General features: G+C 51.3%; 11 protein-coding genes and 1 pseudogene. 9 read left to right on the top strand and 3 right to left on the bottom strand.

All coding sequences use genetic code 11. The features are described from left to right. Positions 1-101: 101 nt before the first annotated feature. Together ACR0KC_RS10505 and ACR0KC_RS10500 are read right to left on the bottom strand one after the other, a co-directional pair. The gene (locus tag ACR0KC_RS10505) at positions 102-797 is read right to left on the bottom strand and encodes an FkbM family methyltransferase (protein ID WP_170407497.1); all 696 of its coding nucleotides are present in this window, start codon (positions 795-797) and stop codon (positions 102-104) included. Between the two features lie 72 nt (positions 798-869). Beyond that, on the bottom strand, positions 870-1865 hold the full coding sequence (locus tag ACR0KC_RS10500) for a glycosyltransferase family 2 protein (protein WP_480706334.1): 996 nt from the start codon (positions 1863-1865) through the stop codon (positions 870-872). A gap of 474 nt (positions 1866-2339) precedes the next feature. Here ACR0KC_RS10500 and ACR0KC_RS10495 point away from each other — a divergent pair, with 474 nt between their 5' ends. From ACR0KC_RS10495 to ACR0KC_RS10480, 4 genes and pseudogenes are all read left to right on the top strand, one after another. Then, positions 2340-3212 carry a glycosyltransferase family 32 protein gene (locus ACR0KC_RS10495; protein ID WP_480706332.1) on the top strand — a complete coding sequence of 291 codons (873 nt, stop codon included), beginning with the start codon at positions 2340-2342 and terminating at the stop codon, positions 3210-3212. A gap of 522 nt (positions 3213-3734) precedes the next feature. Continuing rightward, positions 3735-4865 carry a glycosyltransferase family 61 protein gene (locus ACR0KC_RS10490; protein ID WP_480771817.1) on the top strand — a complete coding sequence of 377 codons (1131 nt, stop codon included), beginning with the start codon at positions 3735-3737 and terminating at the stop codon, positions 4863-4865. 92 nt (positions 4866-4957) lie between these two features. Continuing rightward, positions 4958-6475: a glycosyltransferase family 2 protein gene (locus ACR0KC_RS10485; protein WP_480771816.1), complete on the top strand. Its 1518-nt coding sequence runs from the start codon at positions 4958-4960 to the stop codon at positions 6473-6475. Positions 6476-6534: 59 nt separating this feature from the next. Beyond that, positions 6535-6762, top strand: a pseudogene (locus ACR0KC_RS10480) (transposase); the annotation flags it as partial. 391 nt (positions 6763-7153) lie between these two features. Here the strand turns inward: ACR0KC_RS10480 and ACR0KC_RS10475 are convergent. Next, entirely contained in the window at positions 7154-8164 is a 1011-nt protein-coding gene (locus ACR0KC_RS10475; RefSeq protein WP_480706326.1) for a LacI family DNA-binding transcriptional regulator, read from the bottom strand. Positions 8165-8322: 158 nt separating this feature from the next. On the opposite strand from ACR0KC_RS10475, the gene ACR0KC_RS10470 reads away from it, so the two are divergent. The 5 genes from ACR0KC_RS10470 to ACR0KC_RS10450 all read left to right on the top strand — a co-directional run bounded on the left by ACR0KC_RS10470 (position 8323) and on the right by ACR0KC_RS10450 (position 15020). Then, positions 8323-10605, top strand: a complete 2283-nt coding sequence (locus ACR0KC_RS10470) for a DUF1989 domain-containing protein (protein ID WP_480796339.1) — start codon at positions 8323-8325, stop codon at positions 10603-10605. Positions 10606-10634: 29 nt separating this feature from the next. Next, entirely contained in the window at positions 10635-11600 is a 966-nt protein-coding gene (locus ACR0KC_RS10465) for an ABC transporter substrate-binding protein (protein WP_170611809.1), read from the top strand. 89 nt (positions 11601-11689) lie between these two features. Continuing rightward, the gene (locus ACR0KC_RS10460; protein ID WP_170801754.1) at positions 11690-12745 is read left to right on the top strand and encodes a quaternary amine ABC transporter ATP-binding protein; all 1056 of its coding nucleotides are present in this window, start codon (positions 11690-11692) and stop codon (positions 12743-12745) included. Then, complete coding sequence (locus tag ACR0KC_RS10455; RefSeq protein ID WP_170635906.1) at positions 12742-14298, top strand: ABC transporter permease subunit; 1557 nt, start codon at positions 12742-12744, stop codon at positions 14296-14298. Before ACR0KC_RS10460 ends, ACR0KC_RS10455 begins: the two co-directional genes overlap by 4 nt. After that, entirely contained in the window at positions 14295-15020 is a 726-nt protein-coding gene (locus ACR0KC_RS10450; protein WP_170423485.1) for an alpha/beta fold hydrolase, read from the top strand. Before ACR0KC_RS10455 ends, ACR0KC_RS10450 begins: the two co-directional genes overlap by 4 nt. Positions 15021-15277: the final 257 nt, after the last annotated feature.

Below are 15277 nucleotides of genomic sequence, written 5' to 3'. Positions count from 1 at the left end.
GGCAAATTCAGGTCACAAGTCGGCTAAACGTTTCATTTCAGGGCGCTCAACTGCCTTGGCCAATTCGCATAGTTCGAAAATGCTCGTCTCAATGACGCGGTTCAGCCAAGATCTCGTGTGCAGGTCCAAACAACCCTCCAGGACAAATCGTCCAGCCGTAGAAAACCCGCGTTCGAAAGAATCCTTTTACAGGCCCGGACACCTTTGTGCCCATAAATGAGGCGATGGAATTCAATAACAATGGCTCGAATGCCCGACAGGTCCGCATTCCTCAAGAAATCCAGTTCCGCCCCCTCAATATCCATCACAAGAACCGTCGGAGCGAACTCTCGTTTCACCGCTTCGAAGTCCGCTTTAGCTACGCGCACTGATGTTGTTGATTCACCTTCATTATCAAAAACTGAAGACCCTAGATATGAAGCGTCAATATGAAACGGAATAGAGTCGGGATCCTTTGGATTGGCGCTTAGTATCGCATTCCGGACTTCGATCCGGTCTGAAAGCCCATTTAGGGCATGTAAACGACGGATGTGTGGAATTAGATTTGGATTGGCTTCAAAACTGAGAATAGCCTCTGGTTTGTTCTCGAGCGCGACAACACCACTCACGATACCCAGCCCGGCGCCCATTTCCAGAATACGATCCTCAGGTTGAACGACGCTCAAAGCGCCATCCATTTCCCAGCTTTCATAATTGTCCTGCTCGATCAGATTTATAATCGTTTCGTCCAGAAATGGCGATGAAGGTATCTTCAATCCACGGTACTGGATCGCAACATCAGGGTTCGTTTCGGTCATTCTTGCTCCATTCCAAGGATGAGCGGTCGGTAGAGCATGTTTTGCATAAGGTCAGACTATTTGCATCAAACATCATGTCGGTAATCTCGCATAGAGGTCCGACATATTCATCTTCAGAACATCGTTGAACCACTCAACCGACAAGTCAAACTCGTGGTCAGGATAATAGGAATCCAAACCCCGGAAAGGGCGGACCTGCACATCATCGAGAAGACCATGACCCCTTAGTCTTTCTTCGGTGTCCTTGTCGTATTTTCGGATAATGTCATGAAGCTCTTGAACAGCATTCAAAGAAGATGAATTTTTCAGGAATTGGACCTGTTCATAGCGGAAATCGTTGCTGCCCTTAGGTGATTCATATGTTCCCATATCATGATATCTCAGCAATTTGAGCATCCAGTGAATTTCGGTCAGTCCGTCAAAGTGACAAATGACCGATTGTTGAGAAACATGTCGCTTGATGTTGCCTCTCCACCGCTGTGGCGCATGAACACCTAACTTGATGTTCTTCCCCGTTCGGGTGGCGCTTTTTCCGAAACGATGCGCACAAAATCCTCTGTCGCTGTATTTGAGTCGTTCTTCTCCGAATAAGCTTCGGGCGACATAGCCGCGGGTGTGCTTAGGCTTCAGCATAAGACCACCAAAAAGTCCGGGTGTGGTGTCCTCGGTTGAAAACACACGCTCGCCATTAGGAATTGAAATCGTATCAACATCCGAGGGCAGGTCAGCAAGCTCTTGTGCAAAATCATCGGCTTGCAGATACTCGTCCGCATCGAGGAAAAGCATCCAATCGACTTTTGCTTCTCGATAGGCTTTTGTCGCTATCAGCCTTTGGCGTCTGAAACTGTTTTCTGGATAAGCACAGTCCCAGTTTCTTCGAAAAAACGTGTCATCCATCACTTCAACGCGACAGTTCGGTATCTGAGCCAGAAGTTGCCGCGCTTTCGGATCATCACCATCCAGAAAGATAAAGATCTCTTGCGCGCCGAGTGACGCATAATAGGAAGCAAATATAGCCACCAGCTCTGGCGGCTCTTTGACCATGGTAACGACACCCCAGGTGGCCATTTTCAAAGGATTCCTGTGTTTGGGAAGGGCCAAAATCGCTGATTGCACGTCTTTAGAGTCACCGGCTTCCTCTATTGCCCAGTAAGTCTGGATTTGTGGCAACCTTGATCGGTGAATTTTCCGCCTTAAGCAAGAGCATCCTGAGGTCTTATTGGACGATCCGATTTAAGACAGTTTGGGTGATCTTACGACCTTTGTCGGGGAGGACTGAGAAAACTGGACCAAAGTTGAGGTAACCAAACAATTACTGCTTATTGCGAGCCCCTAAAGTTTGATCGTTACCGCTCGTTCTTTTTCGCGAAACACAAAGGTGCGAGAATTCTGACTAACGGACCTGCGCTACAGACAGTTCATATTGGACGGTTGGGTCACCATCACAATTGCGCTTGTATCGGGATCATTAAACCAGTGGATCGAATACCGGAGCCATGCTAATGCGGAGCAAGCGAAAAATATAACGGGCATTGATCCAGCATGGAAATTTCTCCAGTAATTTCATCGTTTTGGCATGGATCCAGTCTGACTTTTTTCGAGCAACTCTGCCTCAAAAGCTTTGTGGATCACGGCCATAAGGTCAAGTTGTACTCTTTGAAAGAAATCACGAACACACCACCGGGCGTTGAAAATGCGGATGCACGTATTTTTTTGCCTGACCACCTGAAAATATGGCGAAACGAAAAGCGAAACAGCGCTTATGCCCCGTTGTCGGATTTTTTCAGGATCAACATGCTTCGGGAATCCGACGAAATCTGGATGGATTGCGATATGTTGTGTATGCAGCCGATCCCCGACATTCCGTATATTTTCGCAAAAGAGAAACGCTATTTTAACAATGCGGCTCTCCGGCTGCCGCACAGTTCTCCAACATTGCAGGGTATGCATGACTTTATGAACGGGTCCGAGATCGTGATCCCCAATGACTGGCCGTGGAAAAAAAATATTGATGTTTCCATCGGCAAGTCCAATGAAGACGGCTCTTTCTCGGTACCGTTGGAAAACCTGTCGCAGCTGCCATTTTATACGTTCGGGCCTCAGGCTATCTCTTATTTTTTGGGCAAAAACGGTGAAGTTAAACACGCCCTGCCACCCGAGTCATTCTATTCCCAAGAACCTACGGCCATGCGCTTGAATTATTTCCGGCCGCGGTTTTCCCGCATATCGCTCGATGAAAACGCGTTGGGGGTTCATCACATTGGCGGCTCAAGCATGCGCAAGAAATACAATATGGATGGTGGGTTTCCTTTGCCGCATCCCAACAGCCAGGTCGCCAAGCTATGCAAGAAACATGACATCGATCCCTCTAAGGCGATGCCACAGGATGTGCTGAAGTCTGTTGACCAAGATTAAAATGTCTGGGCAAGTCAGAAGCGCCAGTATGTGTCCAAGTTTCGGACGATCGGAATCAAAAACACTAGGCGTCATCTGCTAACACCGTAGTGCCAAGTTGTTCGGCAGACAGTTCCCCAATCGGCCACTGTATTGAGTACAACGTGCAACAACTTGGCAATCAAAGTAATGGCGGTCGCTTCAGGCAAGGATGATAAACTGCGACACTCTCAACATATTCGATTGTCTTCCTACGGACAGAGCCTTTACTTTTTCTGGCGTAGAAATTTCACTACGATTACTTGCAGCGGCGCAGGTACGGCCATATCAGAATACTGGGGTGAATAGGGCCGAATGTTATGAAGCCCGAACACAGATCTTGGATTAATCTGGGGTCCAGTTTATGGGATAGGCGAATGTCAAAGAAGCTGGCTACAGATCACAAGGATATTCGCCGATCATCTATCCCGGCCTTTAACACCAGAAGACCGACTAAAAGCATGTCTTTGTCGACCCGGTCGCTCTGACCGGGTGTGAACAAAGATGTCTACGCTTAACGATAATGATCTGAACCAACCTCCTCAGCCTGATCAAGGATGGTCACGTGAACTTGTTGCACTTGAGCGGGCTATTGTGGTTCCGCCCGCAGTCTCCGATACGGTGCAGGAAGCCGGTGTTCTGACTGAAGACCGGGAATATTGCGCGCATGGGGCGCTTTGGCGGGGAAAGCGTGCCATGACCACCCAACCGGTATCGCCAACAGACCCTTTGCCGCAATTGTCGGGTCGCTGGCTTTATGCCGGGCTGTTATGGGTACACTTTGGTCATTTCCTGGCTGAAAGCACCGCACGTCTTTGGCCGCTGCCGGCAATCGCGAAGGATATTGATGGGGTCCTCTTTACCCCCAAGCGACCCGCCAATGGGGGTGAAACACGCCCCATGCAGCATAGTTTTTTTGCGCTTCTGGGTATTGATCTGCCAATCAAAGTGGTGACCGAGCCAACTCAGGTAGAACATCTGCAGGTGCCCGGTCAGGGGTTTGGGCTGGGCCCGATTGTGGCGGGAACGCCTGAATATCGTGCCTTGATCCATCAAAATTTTGGCGCCGACGTTCCCCCTGATGGGCCGGAGCGGCTTTATATCTCGCGCGCAGGTCTTGGAATACGGCGGGGTGGCGTTATCGGAGAAGAGTTTCTCGAAGAGAATTTGCGCCAGAACGGTTACGAGATTTTCTATCCGGAACAACACCCGATGGAAAAGCAGATCGCGCGTTACAAAGCCGCCCGTCAGATCGTTGCACTAGACGGGTCGGCACTGCATCTTTTTGCTCTGGTAGGCCGTCCAGATCAGCAGGTTGCAATGATCCCGCGCCGCACTTCTTCGGTGCATCACAATATCTCAGCTCAGCTAGCGGCCTTTTGCGGGCAAGAGCCTTTAGTCGCCAATGCCATTCGCACTGATTGGGTATTGGCTTCGCGCGGTCGCCCCAACCGCCATTCACTTGGAGAGCTTGACATGTCCAGATTGCATAAAATGCTTGCCGATGCAGGATTTGTCTCACCTGATCTGGCCTGGGAAGAAATGTTCTGGCGGCAGCGGCGGCGAACCATCCGAAAACTGGAAAAAGCCCTTGGCGACCAGCTGGTTCCCATCCATCAAGAGCCCGCTGACTAATGCAGCTAATCCTGGATATACGCGACACAGCTCGGGATCAGGCGCGCCAAGCCAATGGGGTTGCGTCTGTTTTGAGTATCGATAATGCGGATTTGCAGCAGCAACTGGTTACGTTTGCGCAGATTACACGGCGAAGACGTGCAAAGGCCGAGCCGCCCGATTTTTTGCCCGCACTCGCCAGTGCGATTGCTAATGAGCGACCGCGGTTCATGCTTTTGGCCATGCCAGGGCTAGCAGAATACCTCACCACGGAAGTCTCTGTTGGTCGAGTCCACGAAGTTTTGGGGCAATTGGCGGCCGACATCCTGATTTTGACTGATCTTGATTCAGGATCTGATCGCGCCAGAATTTGGGCCACACAATTTGGTGCCGATGCGATAGTTAACCGGATTGAATGGCCAGATGATCTGACTGCGCAGCCTCCTGCATTCTCTACCCTGGCCTCCTCTGCAAAAGAAGAATCCACTCTAAAAGAAGTGCTGCCATTTGCCCGTCGCTTCTTGCCGCGCAATGACCTGACAAGTTTTGACGAAAGTCGACCCATGGGTGACACGGTGCCGGTGGACCTCAGGCCGCCAGAGGGTACCAGCGGCACGGTGCTGATCGGTTGCATGAAAAACGAAGGCCCTTTCCTATTGGAATGGATTGCATACCACCAATCGATCGGTGTGCATCACTTTGTTATCTATACCAATGGCTGCGAGGATGGCACGGATCTGATGCTGGATGCGCTGGCCAAAACCGGTCTGGTCACGCATGTCGACAACAACAAATGGAAGGGCAATTCCCCGCAACAGTGGGCTCTGAACCAGTCTGCAAAGCTCAAGGTGGTCAAACGTGCCGATTGGGTTATCCATATTGATGTGGATGAGTTTATCAACATCCGCTTTGGTAACGGGACACTGCCGGAACTTTATAAGCGCCTGCCCGAGGGGGTCAGCAATATTGCCATGACCTGGCGGCAATTTGGGTCGGCCGGGATAAAGACCTACGAGGACAGGCCGGTCATTGCGCAATTTGACCGATGCGCTCCGTCATATCTGCCCAAACCGCATACCGCTTGGGGCTTCAAGACCGCCACCAGGAATATTCGTGCCTATCGTAAACTAAGCTGTCACCGGCCAAATAAGCTGAAAGAAGCAAAAGCCGAACAGGTGCTATGGGTCAATGGATCGGGTCAGGATATCACGCACAAAGTGGCAAAGAATGGCTGGAGGTCCGATATCAAGACCATCGGCTATGAGCTGGTCCAGCTAAACCACTACGCACTAAGATCTGCGCAGTCTTTCTTGGTCAAGCGCCAGCGTGGACGGGCCCTGCATGTGGATCGCACTGTCGGGCGCAACTATTGGATACGGATGGATTGGAACCAGTATCAGGACGTCACTATCCAACGCAACCTGGCCAGATTGTCAGTGGCGATGGAAGCGTTGCTAGCCATTCCCCAGATTGCGCAGCTACACGAAAAAGCTGTTGCCTGGCACCAAGCTAAGATTGAGTTTTTGATGGATGAGCTCGAGTTTCGCAACCTTTATGACGAGATCACCGGCATCGAACTTGAGGATTTGCAACGGATCCGCGCCATCATAGATGCGGATATGCATAGCTGACAATGGAATACCCCATTTGATTTGAACCACCGTTATGATTGAAAAGCGGAGGATCGAGAATTTCGATCAAGAGACACGAGGCAGAGGAAATAGATCAGAAACTGCGACAAGTTGATGTGCTTGTTGGTTAGGGAATGATGCGTGCAGATGCGATCTGCGAGGTTCGCATAACGGAACAAACCTACTACCGGTGGCGTAAGCAATATGGTGGGATGGGAGCCGATCAACGAAAGGAACTCAAGCGTTTGCAGAAGGAGAATGAGCTTCTGCAGAAGGCCGTTTCTGACTGACGACAAGCCCTTTGTTCCAAACTGGCAAAGTGCGCGAATGGCAGGTAAGTGTAGCGTTTCTATGACTTACCATCCGATCCACCATGTCCGCACACACCGTCAAGCCGGCGTTGACAAGGGACTATATCACGAGTTGCTGTGTCGCCTCTGAAGTCTGCTACGAACCCAAAGCAACCGTCGATTTGGCGTCTATTCTTTTTGAGTTCGGCCCGTCGCGAACCTAATAATCCAGGCGCTCAATGCCAGGTAACGAATGGCGGTTGATCGGACAAAGCATCCTTTCACTGGAAGTAGCCCAATGGCAGTCATATGTTCATTGCGTCAGCTTTTAGATGAAAAACACACATTTTAACACCGCTTCAGTCTATTTTCAGTACAAGAAGCCAATCTATGCCAATTTTCGTGTGGAGTTCCTCACAATCAGTTCAGCCTGAAGAAGTTTCGATTTAGGAACGGCTTGGTTTTCCAACCACTCAACTATCGCTGCGGCAGTGGCTTCACCCATCCGTGTGACGGGCAAATGCACGGTCGTGATTTCAGGAAAGGTGCAGGATGAAGAGGGCAGATCGTCGATGCCAACAATTGACATTTCATGAGGCACTTTTACCCGCTTTCTTTGCAATTCAAAAAGAGAGCCCATCGCCAAGACATCGGAAAAACAGAGAATTGCAGAAAAGGCCGTGTCCCCTGCAAGAAGATTCTGTGTTGCGACGCAGCCACCTTTTATTGAAATTTCCGTTTCGTACATTTGCAGGGTGTGGTTCACATCCGGATTCTTCAAACCATCAAGCCGTGCCAGCGTCCTATCGTTGTTTTTTGTTGGCCCGTGAATCACGGCAATATTTCTATGCCCAGCAGACAGAAGAAAACTGAGAGCGGTGCAAGAAGCGCCGGCGTTATCATAACCGATGGTCGGAAAATGGTGGTCCCTTTCATAGTAGGAGGTGGCGATCACGGGGAGGCGTGTCCGTTCGATGATCTTTTCGAAGTCTTGACTGTGTGTGATGCCGGAAACAATCAGTGCTTCTGCACCAATATCAACCAGACCTTGCGCTTTATTCGTTTCTATGTCCGGGTCGCCATTGGTAGTTGCGACTACGAGTGACAAACCATTTAGTGCCAAACCTTTTTCAAGCGCCGCTAGAAATTTTGAGAATATTGCGTTGTCCAAAGTTGGAACCATGGCCCCAACGACTCGGGTTCTCCCGGAATTGATCGCACGGGCTGCAGCACTTGGTACAAAATGCAGCTTCGAAATAACATCAAGCACACGTCGGCGTGTGTCTTCAGACACGGTTTTCGGAGAATTCAGTACGCGCGACACCGTCGCAACAGAAACATCTGCTGCCTTGGCAACATCCCGAAGGTTCGCGCGCTTCTTATTTTTCTGCTCGGTCAATTCCTTTGAATTCCTTGGATATCCTCGATCTCGCGACAGTTAACTTGACACATGTAACTAGTTTCATCAAGATTATGTAACTAGTTACAATAAGCGACTCACTTTGGAATACGATGCGCGATTATTCGATACTACATGAGTTCAGCAATAGCGGTTACATGACGCCTGGACGCTTTTACCCAGGGTTTCAGAAGCCGTCGCACGGAAAAACATATACGCTAGGTCCGCGCGAAGTACTGAATGTTATCATGCGACCAGGTGATCTTCTGTCGGTGACAGGCAATTGGCCTAAAAACCAACTGCAAGTCATTGCTTTTGACGAAGTGGGCGGAGATGCGCTTGTGTCGCTAGCGCTTATTAAAGCAGGAGTTTTGGATTTCTCCAAAGTAGATGGCGAAAAACTGATCAATTGGATTGCAGCTCAGGGAGGTAAACCAGAATCCGAGATTGGTATCGCTTACCTTCCTGAAAACGATGATCTGATCGTTCTAAAAGCCAGTGCTACAATTTCTGCTTGGATCATGCGGGCTATGGATCGTGATCAACTGGCAACCGGGTCCAGAGGCGGATCAGTCAGTATCTCTCATCAAATGGCAAATGCCAGTAGTTCGATATTGCCCGAACCCCTGGGTGATGTGCGAAAAGAATTCACCGTAAAGCGCGGCACTGGATTGTCATATGAAGTTAAGCAAGGCGAAATAGTCCAAATCATTGATGTCGAGGGCCAACAATGCTCGGACTTTATCGCAATGCGAGCAGATAAACTCGAAAAAGGTGAGGAATGGCTGATCGACAGTACCGCAACTCGGTCTTTGGTCCGGCGCGCTTATCCTGGCCCTGGTATGCTCGACAAGTTTTTCGATAGTGACATGAACCCGCTTCTAAATGTCGTTCATGACACTTGCGGACGACACGATACTTACGGGTTGGCTTGCACCGCACGGGGATACGCTGAGCGAGGTTTTCCAGGCCATGTCAACTGTTCTGACAACATTTCTGAAACACTGGCGCAATATGGAGTTAGACGCCGCGCGGCCTGGCCTGCAGTTAATTTCTTCTGGAATACTTGGATTGATCAAAATTCCCACGAACTGCTGGTAGATGAAAGCTATTCGCGCCCAGGCGATTACGTCGCAATGCGGGCAATGGAAGACTTGGTATGCGCTTCCACGGCGTGCCCAGACGACATTGACCCGATAAATGGCTGGAATCCCACAGATGTGCACGTGCGGATCTACCATCCAGACACACCGATCCGCCGTGCGGTCGCCTACCGGGAAAAGGAAGATGCCCCCATGTCCATTAGTCAGGAATCGGCTTTTCACGAACGTCTGGAGCCACTGACCCAACATTTTGCGCCTGCACGGGACTTGTGGGCACCTGTTAGTTTTCCGTCATATGGAACATTGGGCGAGTACTGGGCCTGCAGAGAAGCGGTAACTTTGCAGGACATGAGCGGGTTGCGCAAATTCGACATCATTGGGCCAGACGCTGAGAAATTGTTGCAGCTTGCAACGACACGCAATGTTGCCAAGCTACCGGTGTGGCGCGGGGCTTATACGCTGATGTGTGATGATACCGGCGCGGTAATAGATGACGGCACTTTGTTCCGGCTCGCAAATGACCTGTTCCGCTGGTGTTGTGGCACCGAAGAGAGCGGACGAGCATTGCAGTCCTTGGCGGAGGAACGCGGGTTTCAGGTGCGAATCCATGATCTGCGGAATTCGCTGCCAAACCTGGCGTTGCAAGGGCCTAATTCCCGAAATGTACTGCGTAAAATCGTTTTCACGCAACCACATGTGCCCTCCCTTGAGCAGCTAAAATGGTTTGGCTGTACTGTTGCCCGACTAAATGGTCGCGAAGGGGCGCCTTTTATGCTGTCCCGCTCTGGCTACACTGGGGAGCTTGGATACGAGATTTTCTGCTCAAAGGCCGATGCTGTCGCCCTTTGGGACGCAATCATGGAGGCGGGTGAAGATTTCGGGATTACCCCGATGGGGTCAGCCGCCCTGGAGATCATCAGGATCGAAGCGGGCTTGGCGGCTGCAAATGCCGAATTTGCGCCAGGCATCGACGCATTCGAGGCCGGTCTGGGCTTTGCTGTTGATCTGACCAAAGCTGAGTTCATCGGCAAGGCAGCACTGGAGCGTAACAGGCAGAGCCCACGACAAGTCCTCAAGGGTTTAGTTTTAGAATCCGACGATATTCCCATGCATGGAGATGCGGTATTTGCAAAAGAAAGACAGGTCGGGGTGATTACCTCTGCAACCAAGTCTCCTTTGCTTGAGCACGGTATCGCGATCGCACGCCTTTCGGTGGAACACTCGAAAACTGAAAATAGGCTGGAAATCGGGCAGCTTGACGGGCGCATGAAACGCCTTGGTGCGAAAGTCACAGAAATTCCATTCATAGACCCGCAACGAAAGCGGGCGCGCGCATAAGAATTCAACTTACCAGCAGGAGAGTTACTATGAATATAAGCATGAAATCCCTGACAGTGTCAGTCTCGCTGGGCCTCTTGGCCCTGCCCGCCGCTGCGGCTGAAGAGGTAAAAATCGGAGTCCCATCCTGGACTGGTGCTCAGGCAATCGCACATCTTCTAGGCGCGGTTGTCGAGATGAGGATCGGAGGCACAGTCGAGTATGTACCCGGCAATAACGCTACGATTTTCCAGGCGATGGACCAAGGTAAGGGCGACATCGATGTTCACCCTGATGTTTGGCTACCTAATCAACAAAGTTTTACTCAAAAATACGTAGATGACGCGGGCACGGTCACCTTGTCGTCCAACCCTTACGAAGGTAATCAAGGTTTCTGTGTATCCAAGGACTTTGGTGAAGCGAACAACATCACCGATATTGCCGATCTGGGTCGTCCTGATGTTGCCGCACTGATGGATAGCGACGGCAATGGCCGTGGTGAAATGTGGATCGGTGCTCCAGGCTGGGCTTCAGCAAATGTAAACGAAGTCAAGGTGCGCGACTACGGCTTGTTGGACTTTATCGAACCGGTCCGTGCCGAAGAAAGCGTTAAAACAGCGCGTATCAAGGATAGCATCGCCAAGGGCGAGGGCTATGCATTCTATTGCTATAAACCTCATGCAGTTTGGTACATGTTTGACGTGGAAATGCTGTCGGAGCCCACATTTGACCCCGAAAAATATGTGATGGTGCAGCCGTCGGATGATCCCGATTGGTATGAAAAGTCGACAGTTGCCACCAAGGACGCGCTTAAGAACGTGCAGATCGCATGGTCCAACTCGCTGGTTGACCGTTCGCCGGCTATTGCTGAGTTTTTTGCCAACTTTCAGTTAACAGCTGATGATGTTTCAGCCTTTGCCTTCGAAATCAGCGCCAATGGCCGCGACCCGGCGGACGTAGCAAGAGAATGGGTCGAAGCGAACCCCGAGCGTGTGGATGGTTGGCTGGGTCTTTGAACCCAAGCTGAAGAAATGACCATGGTGGCAGTTCCATTTCGCTGCCACCCTGAGCCAACTAGGCCCATTCCGAGGCCGCTGGGGGACGCATGGGTGACGATACAGTTATTAAAATATCGAATGTCTGGAAGATTTTTGGAGCGAAACCCGAAGTCGCATTGCAGGCAATCCGTGAGCGTGGGCTGAGCAAAGCTGAGGTACTAGCTGAATTCAACTGTGTTGTCGGCGTGGCTGATGTCAGCCTTTCTGTGAACCGCGGTGAGATATTCTGTATCATGGGCCTGTCTGGCAGCGGCAAGTCCACGTTGGTGCGCCACTTCAATCGGCTTCTGGAACCTACCGGTGGCAAGATTGAGATCGAAGGAACCGACGTTATGGCACTGGGGCCGCAAGAGCTTCAGCAGTTCCGTAACAACAAAATCGGTATGGTGTTTCAGAACTTCGCTCTAATGCCGCACCGTTCGGTTTTGGACAACGTCGCCTTACCGCTGGAAATCAGACAAGTCAGCAAAAATGAACGTATGCGACAGGCTGCCGCCATACTGGACATCGTCGAGTTGGGGGCCTGGGGATCGAAATTCGCACACGAGTTGTCCGGTGGAATGCAGCAGCGCGTGGGTTTGGCGCGCGCATTGGCTGCGAACCCGGATGTGCTGTTGATGGATGAGCCGTTCTCGGCGCTCGATCCGCTCATTCGACGACAATTGCAGGATGAATTTATTCGGCTCAGTAAGATTTTGAAGAAGACTACCATCTTCATTACGCACGATCTGGACGAAGCGGTGCGTATCGGCAATAGAATTGCGATCATGCGCGACGGCAAAGTGGTTCAGATCGGCACTGCCGAAGACATCGTTATGAACCCTGCCGACGATTACGTGGCAGACTTCGTAGCGGGTATCTCGCGCCTCAAAGTGGTGCGCGCGCACGCAGTGATGCAACCAATTTCAGACTATGTAGCCACCCATGGCCCGTTGGACGCAGATGCACCGCGCGTCAATGAGGCGGAAAATCTTAGCACTCTGATCAATTTGGCGATTGACCACAGCAGCGCCATCCTGGTGGAGGACGGCGGCAGGGATGTGGGTTTGATTACCCGCGCCGATTTGCTGCGCACAGTAATCGAGGGGACGGAAGTATCATGAGCACATCCGACGCGAACCCTGATGGCGTAAACCCCCTGGAAGATACCGAAAGCGAAGCTGCTCTGGCCTATGCTGAAGAGCGGCGCGAGAACATTCGCACATTTGTACGTACTAACCCCGATTATTACATCAAAAACTTTGACAAGATCGGCGCGTCCGCTCGCTTTACGGCGACCTTCAATCTGATGGCCGGGATTTTCGGTCCAATCTGGTTCGGAGCGCGTGGCTTGTGGTCTTGGGCACTCCCATTCCTGATCATCGAAACACTCGCCTATGTTCAGATTGCCCGCGGTCTTTTTGGAGACCTCGCAGCCGACGCGATGGCTCGTATCGCTTCAATTGAAGGAACATTGGAGTTGCGTCGTCAGCAATTGGCTGCTGCGATCGAAGCAAATTCCGACAAGATTGATGTCTACCAGCGTACTGTCGAATCTCTTGAGGCCAATATCGGCGGTATACGAGCCGAAGCCGAAGCATTGGCCGCCCAAGGCCCCGCGATCATATTGTCGGGCCTTATTATTCTGTTGGTCATAAAAGCGGTGCAATCGGTTGTGGCAAACTGGGCGCTTGAGGCACGGTTTTCAGAATGGATTTCGGATCGTTCGATACGTTCAGCTATGCCTGTTTCAGAGATCGTGTTCAGCACAATTTTCATGGCGTTAATCGTAACAGCGGCAATGTTGCACTACAGCTTCCCCGGGCGTTTTTCATTGCTCAGTCACTTTCCAACAGATCCCGATATCCGTTTGACCGGCATCACTTGGGTGGAAGATTTCATCGCATTTTGTGTCCGCAACAGTGAAGCTTTTTTTGATGGGCTGACGATTGGCATCCGCGCGTTGCTCGATGCCTTGGAGGTCATACTTGTCCAGACTCCTTGGATTGTAATTGCATGCCTGATCATTCTGCTAACATGGCTAACGGCAGGTATCAGCACGGCCATCTATTCAGGAGCCTTCCTTGCCTATATGGGCCTCTTGGGCTTCTGGGAGGCGGCAATGACGACACTTGCTTTGCTAGGCACTGCTGCTTGTCTCTCAATCGTGATAGGCATTCCACTTGGAATGTTCGCCGCACGGCGCCCGCGTTTTTATGCTTTCATCCAACCAATTATGGATTTCATGCAAACCATGCCGGCGTTTGTCTTCATGGTGCCTGTGATCGCGTTTTTTGGCGTCGGCAAGCCCGCAGCCGTTATTGTCACGATGATTTTCGGCGGTACTCCTGTGGTACGCCTGACCGTACTGGGCCTGCGCGGCGTGCCTGAAAGCGTGCGCGAAGCGGCAATTAGTTTTGGCGCAAACAAATGGTACTTGCTCACAAAGGTCGATCTGCCCCTGGCTAGCCCCTCGATCCGGGCAGGAATCAACCAAACCATCATGCTGTCGCTCGCCATGGTCGTGGTAGCTTCGTTGATTGGCGCCAAGGGTCTGGGCGAAGACGTGCTTGAGGCGCTGCAATACGCCAATGTCGGGCAGGGAATCCTTGCAGGTTTTGCCATCCTATTTTGCGCCATGATACTTGACCGAATTGTGCAGGGACAGCGAAAGTGAGGCCGCTTGTCCTAGTCCATGGTTTCATGGGTGGAGGCGCGCAATGGGCACCGCAACAGCACCAACTTTCAGAAACCCAAAAGCTGATCACGATCGACTTGCCTGGGTTCGGACAGAATGCAGGCTTACCTAGCATCGACACGATCGGCGGATTTGCTGATTGGGTCCTGGAACATCTATTCCACCTTGGCGTCGAACAATTCAACCTCTTGGGACATTCGATGGGCGGAATGATCGCGCAGGAAATGATACATCGTGCCCCGCAACGGATAGGTGGGTTGATCCTTTACTCCACTGGCGCGGTTGGCATCCTGCCCGACCGTTTCGAGACAATCGAGGAAAGCAAACGGCGTGCCCAAACCGAGGGTTTCCAGGAAACAGCTCGCCGCATCGCTGCGACATGGTTCTTGGATGGCCGGTCTGCTGAAGCTTACTCAGACTGCGCTGAGATTGCAGCGCAATGTACACCGGATGCCATGCTCAAGGGGCTGGACGCAATGCGCGCTTGGCGCGCCGATGATTATCTCTCTGCCATCAAAGCTAACTCTCTGGTGATCTGGGGTGACATGGACCGCACGTATTCGTGGACACAGACCAAACAACTTTGGACGTCGATCAATCAGGCTGAGCTTTCCGTCGTTCCCGGCTGCGCCCACGCGGTACATCTGGAAAAACCCGATATCTTCAATGTTGTGCTGTCGGATTTCTTACGCCGGACTTAAAAAGATGCTTGTGCAGATAGCGTTGCCGATTTTAGCGTCTCTGCGGCGTAGAAGATATTGCACACCCGATCTTAAATGGCCGATATATCAGATTGGAGGAGTTGCCATCGCAGATGCAGCGAATGGCCGATACTAAGGGCTAAATCGCAGCAATGGCAACCATAGGTGAATGGTAATAACGGTCCGTTAATGTGTGAACCCAATAGAGGGCTTCAAGATCGGAAGCCGATTCTATTTGGGCACTCGTCCAAACTGAC

This window comes from Ruegeria sp. CF3, from assembly GCF_056537365.1.
The sequence above is the reverse complement of the archived record's forward strand: the minus strand, read 5'-3'. Positions and strand labels throughout refer to the sequence as shown.